Annotated in this window: 17 protein-coding genes; 7 read left to right on the plus strand and 10 right to left on the minus strand. The window is 44.3% G+C overall.

What is annotated here, in order from left to right; genetic code table 11:
- Positions 1-41 precede the first annotated feature (41 nt).
- The 3 genes from QL919_RS05460 to QL919_RS05470 all read left to right on the plus strand — a co-directional run bounded on the left by QL919_RS05460 (position 42) and on the right by QL919_RS05470 (position 1764).
- The gene (locus QL919_RS05460) at positions 42-524 is read left to right on the plus strand and encodes a hypothetical protein (RefSeq protein ID WP_290188563.1); all 483 of its coding nucleotides are present in this window, start codon (positions 42-44) and stop codon (positions 522-524) included.
- A gap of 329 nt (positions 525-853) precedes the next feature.
- Complete coding sequence (locus QL919_RS05465) at positions 854-1276, plus strand: YbaN family protein (RefSeq protein ID WP_290188564.1); 423 nt, start codon at positions 854-856, stop codon at positions 1274-1276.
- A 278-nt stretch (positions 1277-1554) separates the two neighbouring features.
- The gene (locus QL919_RS05470) at positions 1555-1764 is read left to right on the plus strand and encodes a cold-shock protein (protein WP_192524164.1); all 210 of its coding nucleotides are present in this window, start codon (positions 1555-1557) and stop codon (positions 1762-1764) included.
- Between the two features lie 297 nt (positions 1765-2061).
- On the opposite strand, the gene QL919_RS05475 is transcribed toward QL919_RS05470, so the two are convergent.
- The gene (locus QL919_RS05475; RefSeq protein WP_290188565.1) at positions 2062-3147 is read right to left on the minus strand and encodes a YeiH family putative sulfate export transporter; all 1086 of its coding nucleotides are present in this window, start codon (positions 3145-3147) and stop codon (positions 2062-2064) included.
- Positions 3148-3366: 219 nt separating this feature from the next.
- On the opposite strand from QL919_RS05475, the gene QL919_RS05480 reads away from it, so the two are divergent.
- Positions 3367-4302 carry a LysR substrate-binding domain-containing protein gene (locus tag QL919_RS05480; protein ID WP_290188566.1) on the plus strand — a complete coding sequence of 312 codons (936 nt, stop codon included), beginning with the start codon at positions 3367-3369 and terminating at the stop codon, positions 4300-4302.
- A gap of 83 nt (positions 4303-4385) precedes the next feature.
- On the opposite strand, the gene QL919_RS05485 is transcribed toward QL919_RS05480, so the two are convergent.
- Entirely contained in the window at positions 4386-4847 is a 462-nt protein-coding gene (locus tag QL919_RS05485) for a universal stress protein (protein WP_290188567.1), read from the minus strand.
- Positions 4848-4927: 80 nt separating this feature from the next.
- Positions 4928-5389 (minus strand): universal stress protein, encoded by a 462-nt coding sequence (locus tag QL919_RS05490; protein WP_290188568.1) that lies wholly within the window; start codon positions 5387-5389, stop codon positions 4928-4930.
- 262 nt (positions 5390-5651) lie between these two features.
- Here QL919_RS05490 and QL919_RS05495 point away from each other — a divergent pair, with 262 nt between their 5' ends.
- Positions 5652-8729, plus strand: coding sequence for an insulinase family protein (locus tag QL919_RS05495; protein WP_290188569.1), 3078 nt, complete (start codon positions 5652-5654; stop codon positions 8727-8729).
- 120 nt (positions 8730-8849) lie between these two features.
- On the opposite strand, the gene QL919_RS05500 is transcribed toward QL919_RS05495, so the two are convergent.
- The gene (locus QL919_RS05500) at positions 8850-9413 is read right to left on the minus strand and encodes an NUDIX hydrolase (protein WP_290188570.1); all 564 of its coding nucleotides are present in this window, start codon (positions 9411-9413) and stop codon (positions 8850-8852) included.
- A gap of 576 nt (positions 9414-9989) precedes the next feature.
- Positions 9990-10505: an HPP family protein gene (locus QL919_RS05505; RefSeq protein ID WP_290188571.1), complete on the minus strand. Its 516-nt coding sequence runs from the start codon at positions 10503-10505 to the stop codon at positions 9990-9992.
- A gap of 193 nt (positions 10506-10698) precedes the next feature.
- Between QL919_RS05505 and QL919_RS05510 the strand changes: the two genes are divergently transcribed.
- Positions 10699-11436, plus strand: coding sequence for a CoA pyrophosphatase (locus QL919_RS05510; RefSeq protein WP_290188572.1), 738 nt, complete (start codon positions 10699-10701; stop codon positions 11434-11436).
- A gap of 259 nt (positions 11437-11695) precedes the next feature.
- Here QL919_RS05510 and QL919_RS05515 read toward each other — a convergent pair whose 3' ends face one another.
- The 3 genes from QL919_RS05515 to nhaA are packed head-to-tail and all read right to left on the minus strand — an operon-like array spanning position 11696 to position 14950.
- Positions 11696-13051 carry an oxygenase MpaB family protein gene (locus tag QL919_RS05515; RefSeq protein WP_290188573.1) on the minus strand — a complete coding sequence of 452 codons (1356 nt, stop codon included), beginning with the start codon at positions 13049-13051 and terminating at the stop codon, positions 11696-11698.
- A gap of 53 nt (positions 13052-13104) precedes the next feature.
- Positions 13105-13689, minus strand: a complete 585-nt coding sequence (locus QL919_RS05520; protein WP_290188574.1) for a DUF2799 domain-containing protein — start codon at positions 13687-13689, stop codon at positions 13105-13107.
- Positions 13690-13744: 55 nt separating this feature from the next.
- Positions 13745-14950, minus strand: a complete 1206-nt coding sequence (nhaA, locus tag QL919_RS05525; RefSeq protein ID WP_290188575.1) for a Na+/H+ antiporter NhaA — start codon at positions 14948-14950, stop codon at positions 13745-13747.
- A 523-nt stretch (positions 14951-15473) separates the two neighbouring features.
- On the opposite strand from nhaA, the gene QL919_RS05530 reads away from it, so the two are divergent.
- Positions 15474-16229, plus strand: a complete 756-nt coding sequence (locus QL919_RS05530) for a TSUP family transporter (protein WP_290188576.1) — start codon at positions 15474-15476, stop codon at positions 16227-16229.
- 101 nt (positions 16230-16330) lie between these two features.
- Here the strand turns inward: QL919_RS05530 and QL919_RS05535 are convergent, their stop codons facing one another.
- On the minus strand, positions 16331-17707 hold the full coding sequence (locus tag QL919_RS05535; RefSeq protein ID WP_290188577.1) for a dicarboxylate/amino acid:cation symporter: 1377 nt from the start codon (positions 17705-17707) through the stop codon (positions 16331-16333).
- 413 nt (positions 17708-18120) lie between these two features.
- Positions 18121-21069 (minus strand): acyl-CoA dehydrogenase, encoded by a 2949-nt coding sequence (locus QL919_RS05540; RefSeq protein WP_290188578.1) that lies wholly within the window; start codon positions 21067-21069, stop codon positions 18121-18123.
- Positions 21070-21129 lie beyond the last annotated feature (60 nt).

Below are 21129 nucleotides of genomic sequence, written 5' to 3' on the forward strand. Positions count from 1 at the left end.
AAATCTAACACCAGTATTCACTCATCATTAAAGGACTAACCATGAGCCATTACCTTAAGGTTACCGCTGCCATGCTAAGCGGTGCATTATTTTTATCAGGCTGTGCCAGTACCGGCATGTCACCATCGACCCCAAACGATCAGATTAACAATAACTACCAGTTACCCCAACAAATATATGAAGGGTACTGGGTAATGACGGCAGGGATGGGTGGTCAGGCCGCTGTCATTAACTTTCGTCGAGATGGAACGAGTTATAATTATCGCTTTAAATGCTATGCAGATGGCACTTATAAGCAAGTAGGTGTAGAAAAATACCAGCTAAAGCCTAATAAAACCGCAGTAGGGCTACAGTACGAAAACGAGCCGGTGTTTTCACAAATAAAAGTGGTAACGTTAGCACCTAGACAAAAGCTAGTATTAAATCAAAGTTTTAGTGCTCCTGAATTAAAGCAAGCCTACCCAAATGGTCAAGAGTTTACTTATATTTATAAACCTACGTTGGAGCCTACTTGCTCATTGTAATAATCAATAGGCGTTGTCTATGCAGTAGTCGAATAGAGTAGTAATCCAGTAGTCTTTAAAATCCGCTATAGTAATACAGTAGCGGTTTTTATATTTTTAAAATCAGTAAAACTCGTCGACACACTTACCCAACCACTAATCAAATACACCTATTGATAGCAAAAACCTCATAAAAATAGCCTTGTAGGATTTTGAGTGATACTGCATCCTTAGCTACTAGTTATATAGGCAGCTGTATAGGAAGCATTCATACACAATGACTTCTGTTGCTTCACAACCATCACGAAGTCAATATTAGACACTCACTATTAACCAATGACATTTATTTTATGAGCCAAAACAAAAAAGCCTTTTATTATCGACCCAAGACTAACCAATCTAACAGCCCGACGGTTCGTTGGACGTTTGTGACGCTTGGTTGGGTATTTTTTGTCTTGGGTATTATTGGGATTTTATTACCTGTGATGCCAACCGCCCCTTTTGTGCTGTTAGCAGCATGGTGCTGGGCGCGTAGCTCACGCCGTTTTCATTTTTGGCTGATTAATCATAAATATTTCGGTAAGTATGTCCGTGATTGGGAAGATCGCCGTGCCGTTCCACACTATGCTAAATGGTTGGCAACGATAATGATGGCAATTTCGACAGCGATGCTGTTTTTTAACATTCCTGCCGATATGGTATGGGTAGCTTGGTTGGTGGCCGTGGTGTGTAGTGGGGTAGCGATATTTCTGTTCCGTTTCCCCAATGCTTAGGATAAGCCTTCAATCCACCCTATAGCTGTCCAATCAGGCTATATTTCGATGAGTAAAGGCTTTAAAACTGTACTCAGTTACACAAAGTATCATTTAGGGCTTGCACTAATCCAAATACCCCCCTATAATACGCTCAAGCTTAAGAGCAGTTCTGCACCAAATCATTACCTCGTAGTATTAGTTATAATCCTTCGTTTTAATATTTATCGTTCAGTAGCTATTTGCAAGCGTTATCGGTCAATTAGACCACTAATAAATTAAATATCAGGATTATGATTATGTCAGATACTCAAAAAGGTACAGTTAAGTGGTTCAACGAAGCTAAAGGCTTTGGTTTTATCGCTCCAGAAAACGGCGCAGACGTTTTTGCTCATTACAGCGAAATCACTGGTTCAGGTTTCAAAACTTTGGCTGAAGGCCAAGAAGTTGAGTTCACTGTAACTCAAGGTCAAAAAGGCCCACAAGCCCATAACATCGTTGCTATCTAATTTATCTTTTATAGATAATAGTTAGAGCAAGATGAATAAAAAAGGCGAACCTTCGGGTTCGTTTTTTTTCGTCTACGATTTGATATTACTTGGTTACTGTCAAAAACTTATTATCTATCACTTAAGCTTCATGCTAAATGGCTATGAATTCATGCTTTTGAACTTAAAATAAAGTTCTGAAATTAAAATATAGAATCAAATGTGCCTACGTACTATTGAGTTAGTCGTAGGCATTTCTGCATTTAGAAGAGGCTAAGAGTGTTATTTGATGAAGACTAAGTCAAGTGAGGGCAGACGTTAGATAGAGCTAATGCCAATATTAATCAGACCACCGCCAACGATCAGCCAAGCAAATATAAGAGCGCCTAAAATAAGCGGCTTAACGCCAGCTTGCCTAATCGCACTCAGATGCGTTGTTAAACCCAGTGCAAACATCGCCATAGTGAGTAAGACATCATCTAGTATGACCATGTTTTGCACAAAGCTCTCAGACATTGGTATCCACGTATGTAAAATGACGATAACAATAAATATAAAGGCAAACCAAGGTACGTTGACTTGTTTGACGCGTGCGATAAGCGACAACTTCTCATCATTATTTTCGTCCTCGCTCTTGGTGAGAGCAAAGGATAAGATAAGTAAAAATGGCGCCAACATCATGACTCTTATCATTTTAGTCACGACAGCTGTATTGCCAACATCGGTGCTAATAGCATTACCTGCAACCACGACTTGCGCCACCTCATGTATGGTCGAACCCGTATAAATTCCGTACTGTTGGGCGTTTAGCCAAGGCTGTAACCAGCCAAGATGATATAAGAAGGGATACAGCAGCATCGCAATAGTGCCAAAGACCACGACGGTTGCCACGGCGATAGTAACTTTGTGCGCTTCAGCCTTGACCACTGGCTCTGCTGCAATCACCGCTGCGGCACCGCAAATGCTAGCCCCTGAGCCAATAAGCAATGTTGTTTTCTTATCGACCTTTAGCCATTTGGTACCTAGCCAGTAGGTTAATAAAAACGTTGAAGTCAACACTAACGCATCCGCCATAATCGCTGGCATACCAACGCTGGCAACTTGTGTCATCGTCAGCTTAAAACCATAAAACATAATGGCAAGACGCAAAATCTGACCCTTAGCAAAGCCCACACCAGCATCTAAGCGCTCAGCGAAACTAGGATAAACGGTATTGCCCAATAGCATACCAAGCAGAATGGCTAATGTTAAAGAGGATAGTCCAACGATACGTCCGTTCGACCACGTATCTAAGCTGCTATTAAGCCATAAACACAATAAGCTACCAATCAGCACGACAAGCAACCCTGCTAGATGGCGATTGCTTGGGAAATAATGATTCACTGATTGAGCAAAAGCGTGCATAAAGGACGCATCCTATTGTCGATAATCAAAATAAGAATAAGCTTATGAATAGACAGTATAAGCTAACTTTTTTTATAATAAAAACAGATTAATAAGATATGAATTATCGATTTTTTAGGTCAATATAGTAATGCTTAAAAAACTGATATTAAGAGACTGATAACAAAGATTATTATCAAAGATAATGTTTAAAAGGCTGGCATAGGGCGTAATAAGATAATGAAAAAAGCGATGCAAACACTACCGAAGATTACGCTAAAGCAACTGGCGGTATTTGTGAGTATTTATCAAACGGGCAGCACCAGCCGTGCCAGTGAAGAGCTGCACCTATCACAGTCGGCAGTCAGTAGCGCGTTGACCGAGCTAGAGGCAAGATTGCAGATGCCATTGTTTGAGCGAGTCGGGCGTAGGCTTAATCAACATCCCAATGCTCATCCCATCTATATACAAGCACAAGCGATCTTAGGTCAGTCATTAGCGCTTGAGCATTATCATAAGTATCAAGCAGGACAGATTCATATCGGTGCCAGTACCACTATCGGTAATTATGTATTGCCACCGCTGCTGGCTAAGCTATATGCAGCGCTACCGGATGCCAATGTCGATATGTATATTGCCAATACGCAGGAAGTGGTCAGTGAGGTTGAGCAGTTAAGTATTGATATTGCCTTGGTAGAAGGCATGCCACGCCCGACAGATATGAAAGCCATTGAACAGCGAGAATGGCGGACAGATACCTTGATGGTCTTTGCTAAGCGCGATAGCAAATGGTTGGTAGGTTTGACGGACTATCAAGAAAGTGAAAATATTTATAATATTACGATAGCTCAGCTAGCCAAATTACCGCTGTTGGTGCGTGAAGCAGGTTCAGGTACGCGGCAAATTATCGATGAGCAGCTGCTCAAGCATTTACCCAATGCAGAAGTCATCATGGCAATTCAGCAATCGGAGGCGATTAAACATATGGTTAGTGCCGATATTGGACTTGGCTGCCTGTCGCAACACGTCATCGAGTCAGAATTGGCAGCAGGAAAGTTGGTACAAGTAAAAGTGGCAGGCATTGATTTGTCACGGACATGGTGGTTAGTCTGGCATAAAGCTCGGCACCAAAGTCCGATTTGGCAAACCTTTATAGATATTATTCAACAAGATTGAGTTATCATAAAAAGCGCAGCGTCAATAAATACGCTGCGCTTTTTTATGATTTTAGCAGTCTGTCACTAATTTTTATATTGTTACTATTTCGATACTGGTTTATCGAGTCTAACGACAAAGCTGTCGCAAGGAACATTGGGCAGGATATTGTCTGCGGTCGCTCCGCTGATCCATGCGGCGATACCAGAGCGCTTATGACGACCGATAACCAATAAGTCAACGTCATGCTTATGGCAGTAGCTGACGATACCTTCGCTACTAGAGATAGCGGTCGTTACCTCAGAGGTTGCTGCGTTTAGCTGATTGCGCTCTAAGAATTGTGCCAACTTTGCGCGGGCTTCTTGGCAGCGTTCATCATCAATCTCATCGTATAAACTAGAGGCAGGGACGAGCTCATAGCCAAAGCCGACCATGGTATCCTTGACGATATGCAGTACCGATAGTTTAGAGCCTGGGCGGTTATCGACGATACGTTTGGCCTTTTGCGCGACGATGTCGGCATCAGAAAGTAAGTCGGTGACCAGTAGTATGTGTTCATAACTCATGGCGTAATCCTCGTGTCAGAGAGTATTTACTATAGCACTACTACCGAGCGCTGTTAAGTAATCGTTGTCTGAATAAATGACTACTCTGATACAGGCTGATCGAGCTTCACCACTAAGCTGTCGCAAGGGGCATTGGGTAATATACTGTCTGCCGTTGCCTTAACTAACCAAGCAGCGATACCGCGGCGCTCATGGCGTCCGATAATCAGCAAGTCGACCTCTTTTTCGTGGCAGTAGTTGACGATGCCTTTATCGTTAGAAATGGCAGCATTTACATCAGAATTGACGGCGTGCAAATCGTTACGCTCAAGAAATGCCGCAAGCTTCGCTCGGGCTTCTTGCCAGTGCTCGCCATCGGTTTCGCCAGATAAGCTAGAAGCAGGTACAAGCTCAAACCCAAAGCGTACCATATCATCTTCAACGAGGTGTAATACAGACAATTTCGCCTCGGGGGAGCCTGCAAGGATGCGTTTGGCTTTTAAGGCCACCTCGTCGGCATCGGACAATAAGTCTGTGACCAATAAAATATGTTGGTAGCTCATCAGGTGCTCCTAGTGAATAGTTACCTTTATACTAACAGTGCTGACTGACTTTGTTAAGGATTAAATCCATTATTAAGTTATGGATTTGTCTGGCAGGTATTGCTTTAGGTCTTTGTCTGAAAAGTCGAATGAATCATAGGTTATTAGAAGGCAGTAGGCTTGACTTATCAATAGTTAAGCCCCATCTAATAGCGCTATAGATAACATTTTATGAGCCCTGAAAGTCAGGGCACGATATACATTATCATTGATAAGGATAACTATGACTGACACGCCATTTATTGCGGATTTAACGCTACATCCAGCGTTTGAGCTGATTGAGCATCGCCACATTGAGGCGCTATCGATGGATGTGCTGATCAGTCAGCATGTTAAGACTGGGGCGATGCATTACCATTTGGCGCATCCGAGTGATGAAAATGCCTTTTTGGTTGGCTTTCGCACTCAGCCCATGGATTCAAAAGGCGAGGCGCATATTTTAGAGCACGTCGCTTTATGTGGCTCTGAGAAATTTCCCGTCCGTGACCCGTTTTTTTCGATGATTAAACGCTCATTGAACACGTTTATGAATGCGATGACGGCTGCCGATTGGACGGCGTATCCGTATGCCACGCAAAATAAAAATGACTATTTTAACTTGCTTGCTGTGTATCTTGATGCGTCATTTTTCCCCAATATTCACCCGCTTGATTTTGCCCAAGAAGGCATTCGTGTCGAGTTAGACGAAAATGATAAACCGCAGTTTAAGGGCATCGTTTTTAATGAGATGAAAGGCGCGATGAGCGGCGAGATTGATCAGTTGTATCATACGGTCGCCCATCATTTGTTCCCAACGACGACCTATCATTATAATTCAGGCGGCGATCCTGCTGATATTCCTGACTTGACCCATCATGAGCTGGTTGAATTTCATCAAAGCCATTATCACCCATCAAACAGTGTGATTATGAGCTTTGGTAATATTCCAGTTGCCCAAACGCAAGCGAAAATTCATGAAGATGCCTTGATTCAATTTGAAGCCGGCAAAAAACATGTATCGCGTCCAGAAAAACGTCTGTCTGCACCGATTAGCGCGGTCGATACTTATACCGCTGACGAAGCCGGTCCTGACCAAACCCATCATGTGGTGGCGTGGTTATTACCATCAATTACCGATCCAAAGCAGCGTTTAGCATTGCGTCTGTTAGAAGGCGTGTTGGTTGAGCATGCTGGTTCGCCATTGCGTGCGTATTTGGACAGCCATCCACTTGGTAAAGCGCCAAGTCCGCTATTGGGACTCGACGACAGTCATTATGAAATGGTTTTTTATACCGGTCTGCGCGGTTCAAACCCTGAGCATGCCGAAGCGGTAGAGCAGGGCATTATTGATTTGCTTACCCAAGTTGCCAGCAAGCCGATTGATGATGAAACCATCGAAACCATTTTGCACCAAATCGAGATTGATCAGCGCCATATCGGCGGTGATAGCATTCCTTATGGTCTAAATCTCATGCTAGAAGGCTTTAGCACGGCGATTCATGACGGCAACCCTATCGATGTTTGGGAAGTTGATGAGCATCTACAATGGCTACGTGAACAAGTAAAAGATGCGCAGTGGTTACCGAATTTGATTAAGCAGCACTTGTTAGACAATCAACATCGTGTCCGCGTCACACTGACACCGGATAGCGAAAAAACAGCCCGTCTTACGGCAGCTGAGCAAACCCGTCTTGATACGATTGCGATGGATTTGACCGCTGATGATAAAGCTATCTTAAAGCAACAAGCTTTAGATTTGGCAGCGCGCCAAGCAGCACCTGATGACTTAAGCCTATTGCCAAAAGTTGGCTTAGAAGATGTCCCAACCGATATCAGCTTTAAGCAAGGCACGCAAGAACAAGTAATTTTAAGCGGGAAAGACAGTACCTTATTTGAATATGAGGCAGGTACCAATGGCTTGTATTATTATCAAGTGATTGTGCCGTTGACCGATGCGATTGGTAATCAGAACACCAGCGAGCTACCGGTTAATGAAGTGATTAATCATCCATTGTTGCCTATTTATCTGAGTTTATTGTCAGAACTTGGCACGGATTCGCTAAGCGCTCATGAGATGCAAGCCAAGCAAGCGGCGCATTCATCAGGGGTGACGGCGCGTATCAGTCAGCGCACCAATATCGATGACAGCCAAGCGATTAGCAGCTATTTCGTTGTGGCAACGCGCGCGTTGAATCGCAAGCCTGAGGCCATTGACTTGCTAAAAGAAGTCATGGAGCACAGCGTCTTTAGTGAGCACGACCGTATTAAAGAGATTTTGCAGCAGCGTCAAGCAGGTTGGCAATCAAACCTTGCAGGTTCAGGGCATTCGTATGCGATGCAAACTGCCAGTCGTGGCATGAGCCGCCAAGCGCAGTTAGAATATGTGCGCAGCGGTCTGCCAGCACTAAACGCGCTAAAAGACTTCTTAGCCCATGCCAGTACGGATGATGCGCAGTGGGATAAATTGGCAACCAGTCTGATGGATTTACATCAGCGTTTAATCAGCTTGCCTAAGCATGCGGTTATTATCTGTGAAGCCGAGCAAACCGAACGTTTGAGCAACTTAATCGTTGATAGCTGGAAAGACAGCCAAGCGCCAAAAATTGCTGAAAAAATCACAAACTCTGATGCGGGTATTGAAGACAATATCCCAAGCGAGTTTGCCGAGTTGCAACTTGATGTGGCGTTAAATGGCGAAACAGACGCGGTCAAAGCAATAGAAAATGGCGTGGCGCTCGATGTTGAAGATTTGGCGTGGCTAGTTCCGACCAACGTCTATCATAATGCTAGCGCATATACCGTGCCAGCAGCCGACCATCCTGATACCGCTGCCTTGATGGTATTAGCGCCTTATCTGCGTAATGGCTATCTGCATAGTGCCATCCGTGAGCGCGGCGGCGCTTATGGCGGCGGTGCGGGCTATGATGCCAACGCTTGCGCCTTTAAGTTCTTTAGCTACCGCGATCCGCAGTGTGCTGAAACCTTTGCGCATTTCGATGCCAGTATCGAATGGTTATTAAATGAGCCGCAAACCGATGAGCAGTTGGAAGAAGCCATCTTAGGCATTATCTCAGGTATGGATAAACCAGGCTCTCCAGCTGGCGAAGCGGTCAAAGCTTGCTTTGCCAATCTGCATCATCGCGGCGTCGACTGGCAACGTAAAATGCGTGCGGCAATATTGGCTGTGACGGTCGATGATTTACAGCGAGTTGCTAAGCAATATCTGCAAGGCCAAAAGCATGTACGTGCCGTATTAGCACCTTATGATAAAGAAGCTGCGGTTAAAGAGCTTGGCTTTAACGTATGTAAGATTAAAAGCTAGTTTTTACTTATCGTGAAATCAGTCATAGCAAATTATTGACTGTATAAAAAAACCGCCGCCTTCAATATCTATATTGAAAGCGGCGGTTTTTATTGCCGGTAAGTATTTTTAAAGGCTGTATTAATAACGCTTAATGGCTTGGTCTTTGCCAATCATATCTTGATGAATGGGAAAACTCTCATGGTTATTGTATTGCTGACGGTCGGCAAAATAGCTTTTTAAAGTGCGGCGCACGGCTTCAAAGGCAAGCTTATCCCATGGAATGTCTTCTTCGGCGAACAAAGCGCAGTCCAGACTTTCAGAGCCAATACCGTAAGCGCCGTCTTTTAACTCGGTGATATAGATGCTATAGATTTGCCCGATATCAGGAATATCATATAAACAATATAAGTGCGGATTGGTGACCACCGCTTCTGCCTCTTCAAAGCTTTCCCGCGCCGCCCCTTCCGCCATGGTTTCGCCATTTTCCATAAAGCCTGCGGGCAGCGTCCATAAGCCATATTGTGGCTCAATTGCGCGGCGACATAGCAGCACACGTTGCTTATGCACGACCAATGAGCCACAAATGACTTTTGGGTTTTCATAATGAATATAATTGCAATTTGGGCATACCAAGCGCGGAATATTATCGGTGGCTGGTATTTTGCGTTCTGCTTCATGACCGCATTGTAGACAATAGCGCATATCAACTGCCTTTATGAATATAGTAAGCGTGATGGGTAAGTGATGATAACTCTAAAAAGATGCTGCGAGGTATTATTCTAATGAGTGAGCATCGCCTTAAGATAGCACAGATTAGTACTGTACAGAATGTCTTATCATATAGAATCATGATAACAGGAACAGAGTGTTTTATACCAATCAAAAGCAATAGGATTGGCAGCACTGTCTTTGCGGGTTATACGGGTACAGTCTAATAGATGAGTGCTTTGACTTTCTCTCTTGCTACACCATTTTTTTAGAATGGCATTGTTGGTATAAAGGTAAGGCCTGATATGAAGGTCATCAGGAGACGCGCGCTTTATATATGGGCAGTCACATAATAGGCAGTCACACAAATGGCATGCAGTTGCTTCTAGATTACGCTAGTCTAAGGGGTGATGAGTAGCTTCAGGATAATGCTGCTGCGATAGGATGGATTGGATAACGTATGCCCTGTTTAACATAATCAATTGTTTTTTAGTGCGTATCTGCCATTGGCCATTTGCCCACAATTATTTACCGGTAACTATTTACCAGTGCCTATCTATAAATAGCCGTTTACCAGTAACGAGGATAATGTCTACCACGGCCTATATTATTATAGATAAGGGCAACGACAACCAAGGCCAGCGCGCCTACTAAAGTCGGCGTGACTAAAAAGTGCCATTTGACACCGCCTAGCATCACAATCAATGGGTTTGACCCTGCAGGTGGGTGCGGTACTCTTAGCAACAGCATCAGGGCGATTGCTGTACCGACAGCGAGAGACAGGCTCCACCATTCGATGCCAAATAACGTCAAAAATGTTAAGCCGGTAAATGTGGTAATAAAATGACCACCGACGATGTTTCTTGGTTGAGCGAATGGACTCTCTGGATAAGCAAAGATAAGTAAACAACTGGCACCAAACGAGCCCAAAATCATGGCGACATTTTGCCAGCTGCCGATTAACGCCAGTGCGGCTGTGGCGAGTGTGCCGCCAAGCCAAGCGAGACCGATAATAACCAAAGGTAGTCTTTGCGGGCAGTCATCAATCCTGCCTTGCATCTTATTTAATGAGAAAATCTTATTCACTCGCACATCCTAAATAATATACCGATAAATTGAAAGACTTGATTTACGATAGGCTAAGCATTGTTTTTATAATCTGTTTTTAGGGATTGTCTTTAGAATCAGAGACTGCCATGAGAATTTTGCTTTGCATGCTGGTTCTTGCATCGCCTATCGTGATGACGCTTGATACTGATAAAAATAAAGGGCAATAATAATGTTACTCCCCCCACAGTCTGTAAGTTTTGATGAGTTTTCAGTTGCTGTGCCTACTTTTATTCGCTATCCCACGCTCAGAACGTTGGCTGAGCGGGTACAGCATGAGACTTTAAATGCGGTCACCAGTCCAGCGCTGTACGACACTTATAACACCTCTCGTAGCGCTCGTGTTTTAGATAGCCTATATCAGACCCCAGTGGCTGATGCTTCGATCTTGGTTGCCATCACTCACGAACGCCATCCAAAGCTGCTACTGACACGCCGCGCTGCACATATGAACAGTCATGCCGGCGAAGTCTCTTGCGTAGGCGGTAAACATGACGCCGGTGACGGTAACAATGTCATCACTGCCTTGCGTGAAGCCTGCGAAGAGACAGCGCTGCCACCCAATAAAGTCCAGCTACTTGGTCAGTTACCGATTCAAACCTCAAAAAGCGGTATGAGTGTGCGTCCCATTGTGGCGTTGATTGCGCCAGATTTATTGCTAGTGCCTGAGCTTGGTGAAATCTCGCGTATCTTTTGGGCAGATTTTGAAACCTTGCTCACGCAGCCTACCGTAGAGTATGCGATAGAATATACGATGCAAGATCAGACCGCGACCATCCTCACGCCTAGCTGGCAGGTTGATGGTGAAACGGTTTGGGGTCTGACAGGACGCGTCATAGCCAGCTTGCTAGAAACGGGCTTTGATCGGCAGCTTGAGTGGTATTACCGCATCCAGAATACGCGTAATTAACACGTATAGCCGTTGAAGTTATCCATTGACGTATCTAAAGTAGAAGCATTTTCTAATCAAGGCCAAGCGCGTCTTTTGCGGATTTATTATAGTTATTATGGACGCTGTTGATAATGGCTTAATATATTCTATTTACTAATAATTATATTCGTCATATACCATCTGGTTATGGATTATAGATTTCAATAATATTATTTGTTATAAATTTACTGAATGTTGAGCGATTTTTCTTCTTCTACTATTCTGTATTTAGCACACGTTATTTATAATAATCATCATTTTTCTTAAGCCACCAATTCATATTATCTTGGCGTTTGGCTCGAAATGCTTCTAATTTAGTGGCGATTGTCTGGTTATGCTGACGTGCCGTATCGAGGGCGAAAAGAATGGGTACAGAGGATAAGACACCAAAACGAATTTTCGATTTTGGTAAATCCAGTCCATCGCCGATATCATCGCCGACTAGCGTACGCGTCACACTGGCATTGACCATCTCAACGAAACGTCCACGGCGATTGTCCTCACCCATTAGCTGACGCGGTAAATCATGCAGGGCTTTTGCTAATGGTTGTCCCATTTTAAAATCTAACTGCTGAATCGATAAATAGGTATAGAGCCATTCCCAACAAGCGGCTTCATCTTTAGGCAAGCGCTGCAAGTCAACGCCCATCCAATAGCTGGCTAGATTCCATAGATGCAGGATACCTTCGGCTTCCTCGCTGCTGATACGGGCACCAAGCAGTCGTAACCCGCGCATAATCAACAGTGAAAACTGCAAGTGGGTCGCAATCATATCAGTTTGATTAATCGGTAGACCCCAATAGTCAGTATTCCAACTGCCATCAGGATTGTGGTGCTGATCGGCATCAGCGATGATACCTGCGGCAGCATTGCCCTTACCTTTGAGTAGGTTCTGCCGTACTAAGGTATGGATCTGACGCACCTTGATAGATTGCCGCCAACCCTCAGAACCAATGGCCAACACCTCATCAATGGATTTGCGATTACTGTGCCTGCTCGTATTTGATTGGGGCAATAAGGGATGTTCTGAGACCGCTAGAATATAAGCATAGGTACGCATCAATCGCGGTAGAGCCTCATGCATCAATGCGCCCGTCTGGATGAGTGGTAAGGACAAAGCAGGAATGCTATAGCCTGCCATCAACGCCACATTACGCAATAGCCAAATTAGCATGAGTGGATAGCGTCGATAGGCAACTGCCCCAATCTGTGCAAGCTTAGGATCAAACCAGTCAGGATGGCGGCTAAACTGCTCAGTAAGCGTTTTAAAAGACGGGTTTTTTAGCAGGTTATCATCTGTTTTTTTATCGATAATCAACTGCTGCAATGGCTTAGCAAAACGAATACCGTCAGCAGCCAATGTATCTGTCAGTGGGTCGCCTATGTCGTATCCTGCGACCATCTCCTCAAGCAAATCTTGTGAGATGACGAAATCTTTGGGTAATAAGTAGCGCTTGATGCGCTGCAGAACTTGTAGGTCGCTATGGTCGTCAACCGCAGTGGTACGCCCGTGACGCTGATAAGATGCTAAAGTCGGTTGGCTGTGACGGGAAGTGGTGGTCGTCTCTGTATTATTTATATTGATTGAATCCATAGCTATCAACTGCCTTTATAAATAGGCTGTTATGAGTAATCTATAATCATAGCCTAATATCTAATCATCTGGTTTAATGAGTCGAGCTGCTGTTGCGTGTTATACATACGGTGTTTGGCTTGACGAATCTCATCAGCCAGCGATAACAGTCTTTTGCGCGCTTCTTTTTCATTCGCAAAGTCTAGCATCGCGCCACCTTCGAGTTTATCGAACTCGTCTTGGTATTCTTCTATCAGACGTTTATCTTTGTCTAGTTGAGTGTCTAAATCGTAGTACGCTAGGCCGCGTTGGTTGGCCAGATGTAGATCATTTACCGCAGCTGCTGGGCAGACATTATTCAGTTTACGCCCACGTCGACCGATATTGTAGGCATTGTTAGTCGTACAGTACTGTTTGAGCCCTAACTTGCGACCGCGCTCCCATGCTAGATAGTCAGGGGCAACGCTGGCCTTGGCACAGGCTTTGGCATGTGATGCTAGGCGCTCTGATGAGTAACCTGATACGCCATCGTTGTAGCCAATGGCCTGCCAATCACCGATAAGGCATTGTTGTTTGGAGAGGGTAGCACAGCTTGATAGTAGAAAAATACTACCAAGGATAGGCAAGCTTCGCGACAGGTGCCTGATAAACCGTTGCATAATCCTCTCCTATAACTGCTTGCTCTAAATTTCGGCTGACAAGCGGCTCATCATCTTATGATTGCGGACGAGTCAAGTCGACTGATGTACCGCTGACATTGTCTTTTAGACTGGCTTTTAGCATGAGGTAACCTGCGATACCAGAGACAATTGAACCCATGATAATACCTAGGCGCTCGTCAAATAAGGCTGTGTCGCCAGCAAACGCTAAGCCACCGATGAACAAGCTCATAGTAAATCCAACACCACACAATAAGGCGGCTCCATAGATTTGCTTATAGTTCATACCTCTTGGCATGGTCGAGATACCAAGTTTAAAGATTAGCCAACACATTACCATGACACCAATTTGCTTACCGATAAATAGACCAGCAGCAATACCTAGTGGCACAGAGTGGAATAACTCAGCGAAACCTGCGCCTTTAAGCGATATACCTGAGTTGGCAAAAGCGAATAATGGCAAAATACCAAAGGCAACGGTGTTATGAAGATCATGCTCAAGCTCTTCTAGCGGCGAGTGTTCAGGATCTGTCCGGTCAAACATAGGGATAAATAACGCCAGTACCACTCCTGCCAAAGTAGCATGGATACCCGACTTGAGGACGGCAATCCACATGATGACACCGATAAGCAGATAAGGTGTGATGCTAGTGACGTTACGACGATTGAGTAGATATAAGAAGGGTAAGCATAGTCCTGCCAATGCCAATGATTCTAGTGATAAGTCACTGGTATAAAACAGAGCAATAATCAAAATCGCACCAATGTCATCAAAGATAGCAATGGAGACTAAGAAAACCTTAAGGGAATTAGGGACACGGTTGCCCAGTAAGCTTAAAATACCTAGGGCAAATGCAATATCAGTGGCAGCAGGAATGGCCCAACCTTTCCAAAACTCAGGTTCGCTATAGTTAAAAAGCAAGTACACAATGGCTGGGGCGATCATGCCACCCAATGCCGCACCGGCGGGCAGGATAATTTGTTTGACGTTGGAGAGCTCGCCAATTAATACTTCGCGCTTGAGCTCCAGTCCAACTAAGAAAAAGAAAATCGCCATCAGACCATCGTTAATCCAGTGGTGAGCGTCTTTGGCAATAGCAAAGTCACCAATTTGAATGGCAACAGGTGCATGGATAAAGCCCTGATACCAGACACTAAGAGGGGAGTTGGCAATGATCATTGCGGCAATAGCAGCCAATGCTAGGACGATACCGCCCGCTGCTTCAAATTCAAAAAATGCCTTAATCCTTCGTAATGCCATATCATCCTCATTTGCTAAATACAATTTTCAAAAACGAATTACAAATAATCCAATAACCTCAAATATCTATGACACGGCTCATAAAGACATGGGAGCTCGTAACATATAATAGATAAGCACAGTTTCTCATACTCTTATTCATATAGACAACAAAATACGTCGACTCAAGGTCATAAGCTCACCTTGCCATTTTATTAATAGCGATATTATAAAGGTGATGGGACAGGCAAAATAGTTGCATGTCGTTAAAATTTTCATTTGAGCACGGCTTGTTTGCATATTCAACAAGCGCTAAGACAAATCTAGCAGACTTTGTTACGTTTTTGGTTTTTTTTATGCTTTTATCTTTATAATGAGCGCCATTAGCTATGTTCTACATGCTTTTTTTTAGTCGTTTCATGCGGCTCAGTGATTTTAGCAATACGACGCTATGACTTAGCTGACTTAGCTACTGATAAATTCAGCACTTAACGCCAGCCAATAAGACGCACTTTTTTTATAATCAAACTTTCAGGTCAGCATCATGGACGTATCACTCTCACTAGAGATTATTTTAATGCTTACGGCTGTGGCAGCGTTGGCAGGATTCATCGATGCCATCGCTGGTGGGGGTGGTTTGTTGACCATTCCAGCCATGTTACTTGCCAATATCCCACCAGTATTAACCCTTGGTACCAATAAGCTACAAGCTGCTTCAGGGGCGTTAGCGGCGTCCATTACCATGATTAGAAAGGGCGTCGTCAAGCCGCAACGTATCAAAGTGGCGATTATCGGTGCCTTTATCGGTTCGGTCATCGGTACCATTGCCGTGCAAATGTCACCACCTGATTTGCTTGAAAAGCTCATTCCATTTTTGATTGCGGCGATTGGTATCTATACGCTGTTTGCACCCAGACTTGGCGAGGTAGAGGCGGCACCGCGTATATCAGAGGGCAAATGGCAGAAAGTCGTGGCGCCATTAATTGGCTTTTATGATGGCTATATCGGTCCAGGGACTGGCATGTTCTTTGCGCTTGGCAATGTGGCACTGCGAGGTCGGCAGATTATCGAAGCGACAGGGGCTGCAAAGGTGTTAAATCTATCTACCAATATTGGCTCGCTGATTTTCTTTATTTTAGGGGGTAATGTCTTGTGGAAAGTCGGTCTGGCCATGATGGTTGGGCAAACGATAGGCGCATATTTCGGCTCACATATGGTGGTGAAAGGGGGCAGTAAACTGATTCGTCCCATGATTGTATTGGTGTGCTTGGCGATGATCACCAAATACGTTTTTGGCTAAACATCCTTTATCAAAAAACCTCAGCCAATGTGACTGAGGTTTTGTCTTTTAACGATTAAAATTCATGACACCGAATTGAATTTGACTGTCAGTATCAATGACTAGCGTCTACGATCGACATCATCGTACTCACTACCCATTATCCCATCACTAAAGACTTCAGAGAATTCACGCTCATTGTCTTCATCGATGTGACCATCAAACACGTCTTTGGCACCCGCATTAGGGTCGTTATAGATAGCGATATCCATTTTATCTTCAGATTTTGCCACAATAGCCGTCACTGCCGCATCACCACCAACGTTGACTGCCGTACGTAACATATCTAGGATACGATCCACACCTAAGATGAGGCCAATACCTTCGATAGGTAAACCGACTTGGGCAAAGACCATAGACAACATAATCAGACCAACCCCAGGAACCCCTGCAGTACCGACAGACGCCAATACAGACATGAGAATCACAGTCAGATACTCGGTCACGCCCAAATCAATACCATAAATATTGGCAATGAAAATGGTCGCCGTACCCTGCATGATGGCCGTACCATCCATGTTGATGGTGGCACCAAAAGGAACCGTAAACGAAGCGACTGAGTTGTTGACACCCATACGCTTGGTGACCGTACGCAAGGTAATCGGAATGGTCGCGTTAGAGCTTGACGTACTAAACGCAAAAATCTGGACTTCACGCATTTTTGCCAAGAACGTCTTGATTGATAAGCCTGAAAACAGCTTGAGAACAATCATCATGGTAATAAAGAAGTGGAAAGCCAGTGAGCCAACCAGTACAGCGACATAACCCAATAATGACCAAATCAAGTCTAAACCAAGCTCAGCCATCGCTTTGGTCAACAGCGCAAATACACCATAAGGGGCAAGATTCATAATGATGGTAACCATCTTTAAGATGACTTCATTAATAAGCTCTAGGCTTTGCACCAAGCCTTTGGCAGGTTTACCAACCATCAAAATACTGATACCGATTAAGATGGCAAAGAAAATAATCGATAACATGTCGCCATTTGCCATCGCACTGATGGGGTTTGACGGAATAATATTAGAGAATACATCAAGTAGCGGTGGCGCTGACTGCGCTTCAAATGCCGCTTCAGTCTCGACATCCATCCCCTTACCGATACCAAACAGAATACCAAGTCCAATGGCGGTGGCAATCGCTAGCGCAGTCGTCATCATGTAGATGAGGAAGGTTTTGGTACCAATGCGTCCAAGTAAGCGAATATCACCAATACCACAAACCCCGCAAATCAGCGAGATAAGTACCAAAGGTACGACCAGCATTTTTAATGAGTTAACAAAGAGCTTGCCAACAATAGCGAGAAAGCCGTTTGTAATATACGTACTAACAAAACCGCCTTCAGCGTTCAATCCAGAATAATTTATAAATAAACCCAGTATGATACCGAGCACCATGGCAACGATAATCTTGCCCGTCAGTCCCATATTCTTCCACATAGCCTCTATCCTTTTATACGCAACGCTCAGTATCAGGTATGGTACTGAATCAATGCGTCTATGATTGCTGTCCTTACGCCTGATCTTGTTGCGTCTATCAATTTTTTGTCTGTCATTTCATGTCAGGCTCTTAAACAATATAAAATAATTGTTAAGGTTACTGCAATGTTTTTTTATGAATTAACCCATGCGGACCCAATAGTTGGTCTGTCTACAAGGGCTTTCACGATTGAAAGGGGCAGATGATACGGGTTTTTTTTCACAATGATAAGCAAAAATTGTCATTTGTAACCAAAAAAAAGACTGCCCAAGTTGGACAGTCTTTCTATGTTAAACAATAGTCATGTACCTTCAAGTGTTTTTTACTTAAAAAGGCTATGTTTATACCTTTACGTAGCTAAAGTATTGCATATTTAAACGTTGTCGCTTTCATCACGACGTAAACCATCTCGCCACTGAGTATCAGAAGACGATTTTTCGACGCTATCTTCAACCTTTACGCTATTAGTGTTTTCTAGCTTATTAGCCCCCTTATCATTGCCTGATTTCTCGAGGCGATGGTTATAGCTCATGCGTTCATTTAAATGTGATGCGGCATCACGGTGACGATGATCTAATGCTTCTGTCTCAGGATTAGACTCATCAAAGTCGGTCTGTGCCTGCATTTCTTTAGCAGTATCTTGTTCAGCCACCATTTCTACATCACCATCGCTTTCATAACCATGATTGGGGTTATCATCGCCTGTAGGCTCATTGATGTCTGTAGACGCATTCGTGGCGTCAGATGCAATTTCTTCATTAACTGTATGGTCGTTATTAACCGCAATACCATTTCTAGCTTGCGCTTCACTCTTGAGCTGCGCATAGTCAGTCAATTGCTGTACTGCATTCTCAAGCGTATGCGGATTGACACGTTCTTTGACTTGCGATAGATGCTTATCAAACACATCGGTTAATAGCGAGTCAAAACGTATGGCGTTATATTGGATAAGTACTTCAGCTTCCTCTTCAGTAATGTCACCATTTTGACTGGCATACACCACATAATCTTCAAAAGTGAGACCTTCAAAGCTGTCTTTGTGTTCTGCCTTTTTGAACTTCTGCCATAACGGTTCGATGTCGAGCAACGTTTGATAAGCATACTCCATACGACCAGTCACATCATCTTCTTCAGTAGTGTAGTAGACCATGGTTTTGAGATAATCACGAAAAGGGTTGGCTTCAAAGTCATCCATAAAGGTATCGCCCAGCTTACGCTTAAGCTCATCACTTGGCGGTGTAAAGATTCGACCGCTAGGGAAGGTGACAAAACCTACCAATGCTGCTGCGAAACGATTTGGGAAGTTTTCAAAGAAAGACTCAAACGCTTCTTGAATCGTGAAGAGGCTGTTTTGCAACGCGACTTCAGCATGCAAACGCTCAGACTCAGATTTAGTACCATGCTCATAAAACTGCAAAATAGCCGTTGCGATAAATAGATGACTATGAATATCAGCCAGACGTCCAGAGAGCATCTCTTTACGCTTTAGGTCGCCGGCCAGCAATCCTAGTGCCATATCGGCAGTTAGGGCAAAGCTCGCGCTTAAGCGGTTAATATATTTATAATAAGGACGGGTAAAGCTATCGGCAAAGCTTGGCGCATGACTACTACCACCGACATAACCTGCAACAAAGGCTTTTGCCCCGCGGTTAAAGGTATAGCCTAAATGCTTAAAGAATAACGTATCAAATTTTCGAGTGGCACCTTCTTTATCTTTACTTTGTAGCAGTTGCAACTCATCAAAGAGATAAGGGTGGCAACGCATTGCGCCTTGACCAAATATCATCAATGAGCGCGTTAAGATATTGGCACCTTCAACAGTAATAGACACTGGGATTGCTTGATAAGGCGTCGCCAAAAAGTTACGTGGCCCCATCTGTACTGCACGACCTCCAACAACATCCATACCATCGTTGACCACACTGCGCATGGTTTCGGTCGCATAGTATTTTGCCATGGCAGTCATAACCGATGGTGTGCCACCTTGGTTCAATCCGCAAGTGACCAGATGGCGAAATGCCTCTAGCATATAAGTATTACTCGCCATGCGGCTGGTCGCGTCTTGCACACCTTCAAACTTACCGACAGAGATTTTGAACTGTTCGCGTACTTTAGCGAATGCACCAACAGATAAATATGTCATCTCACTGGCTGAGGTCGACAGCGCAGGTAGGGAGATACCACGACCAACGCCCAAGCATTCCATCAGCATGCGCCAACCGCGACCCGCATTTTCGACACCGCCAATGATAAAGTCTAACGGGATAAAGACGTCCTTACCATCGACAGTACCATTCATAAATGGCGAGCCGATTGGGTTGTGACGTGGTCCAATGACAACACCTTTATGACTGGCAGGTACGAGCGCACAAGTAATACCGTAATCCGTCTTTTCTGGATTACCAAGCAGACCTTCTGGATCATGCATCTTAAAGGCTAGACCCACGACGGTCGCGATAGGCGCAAGCGTAATCCAGCGTTTTGAGAAGTTCATACGTAGACCGAGCACTTGCTCGCCCTCATGCATCCCATAGCATACTACGCCTGTATCAGGTATCGCACCTGCATCCGAGCCGGCCTCAGGTCCTGTCAAACCAAAGCAAGGCACTTCATCACCTTTGGCGAGTCCTGGCAACCAGCGTTGTTTTTGCTCATCCGTACCATAGTGCATCAGTAGCTCACCAGGGCCGAGCGAGTTTGGTACCATACAACTCACAGCCGCCGTCGGCGAGCGTGAGGCAATCTTACTCATGACACGACTTTGCGCATAAGAGCTAAATTCTAAACCACCAAACTCTTTGGGAATGATTAAGCCCAAAAAGCCATTACTCTTGATAAACCGCCATGCTTCAGGCGATAAATCTTTGTCTTTATGCTGAATTTTCCACTCATCAAGCATGGCACACAGTGTCTCTACTTCATTATCAATGAAGCTTTGTTCTTCTTCTGACAGCTCTGGATACGGGTACTTGGCAAAGGTATCCCAGTTAGGGGCACCCATAAACAGCTCTTTTTCCCACCAGCTGGTACCAGCATCAAGCGCTTCACGTTCAGTGTCGCTCATGCTTGGCATAGCGCCACCCAAGGCTTTATAAACTGGCTTAGTAATCAGCGACTGACGTAGAGGAGCAATAAGGAGTACCAAACACAATAGCGCTATCGGAACGCCTAAAATCAGCGACCAAGGACTGATAAAGGCAGTGACAGCGATAGTAATCAGTGCAACGATACTACCGGTGACACGTGATAAGGACATCAAAAAGATGGCGAGGACCATGGCTAATTGAATGAGTATTGCCAAAATAAATAAGCCAATTGCCATGACTATCTCCTTTATAACGCTGAACGACCGCGTGAAAAATATATGAATGAGGAATATCAG

This window comes from Psychrobacter sp. APC 3426 (assembly GCF_030408035.1).
GTDB lineage: Bacteria > Pseudomonadota > Gammaproteobacteria > Pseudomonadales > Moraxellaceae > Psychrobacter.

What these genes read in the sequence shown, in the direction of transcription:
- QL919_RS05530 (WP_290188576.1), top strand. Translation starts at nt 15,474, where the DNA reads ATGGACGTATCACTCTCACTAGAGATTATTTTAATGCTTACGGCTGTG.
- QL919_RS05540 (WP_290188578.1), bottom strand. Translation starts at nt 21,069, where the DNA reads ATGGCAATTGGCTTATTTATTTTGGCAATACTCATTCAATTAGCCATG.
- QL919_RS05520 (WP_290188574.1), bottom strand. Translation starts at nt 13,689, where the DNA reads ATGCAACGGTTTATCAGGCACCTGTCGCGAAGCTTGCCTATCCTTGGT.
- QL919_RS05475 (WP_290188565.1), bottom strand. Translation starts at nt 3,147, where the DNA reads ATGCACGCTTTTGCTCAATCAGTGAATCATTATTTCCCAAGCAATCGC.
- QL919_RS05465 (WP_290188564.1), top strand. Translation starts at nt 854, where the DNA reads ATGAGCCAAAACAAAAAAGCCTTTTATTATCGACCCAAGACTAACCAA.
- nhaA (WP_290188575.1), bottom strand. Translation starts at nt 14,950, where the DNA reads ATGGCATTACGAAGGATTAAGGCATTTTTTGAATTTGAAGCAGCGGGC.
- QL919_RS05535 (WP_290188577.1), bottom strand. Translation starts at nt 17,707, where the DNA reads ATGTGGAAGAATATGGGACTGACGGGCAAGATTATCGTTGCCATGGTG.
- QL919_RS05495 (WP_290188569.1), top strand. Translation starts at nt 5,652, where the DNA reads ATGACTGACACGCCATTTATTGCGGATTTAACGCTACATCCAGCGTTT.
- QL919_RS05485 (WP_290188567.1), bottom strand. Translation starts at nt 4,847, where the DNA reads ATGAGTTATGAACACATACTACTGGTCACCGACTTACTTTCTGATGCC.
- QL919_RS05480 (WP_290188566.1), top strand. Translation starts at nt 3,367, where the DNA reads ATGAAAAAAGCGATGCAAACACTACCGAAGATTACGCTAAAGCAACTG.
- QL919_RS05470 (WP_192524164.1), top strand. Translation starts at nt 1,555, where the DNA reads ATGTCAGATACTCAAAAAGGTACAGTTAAGTGGTTCAACGAAGCTAAA.
- QL919_RS05460 (WP_290188563.1), top strand. Translation starts at nt 42, where the DNA reads ATGAGCCATTACCTTAAGGTTACCGCTGCCATGCTAAGCGGTGCATTA.
- QL919_RS05515 (WP_290188573.1), bottom strand. Translation starts at nt 13,051, where the DNA reads ATGGATTCAATCAATATAAATAATACAGAGACGACCACCACTTCCCGT.
- QL919_RS05500 (WP_290188570.1), bottom strand. Translation starts at nt 9,413, where the DNA reads ATGCGCTATTGTCTACAATGCGGTCATGAAGCAGAACGCAAAATACCA.
- QL919_RS05490 (WP_290188568.1), bottom strand. Translation starts at nt 5,389, where the DNA reads ATGAGCTACCAACATATTTTATTGGTCACAGACTTATTGTCCGATGCC.
- QL919_RS05510 (WP_290188572.1), top strand. Translation starts at nt 10,699, where the DNA reads ATGTTACTCCCCCCACAGTCTGTAAGTTTTGATGAGTTTTCAGTTGCT.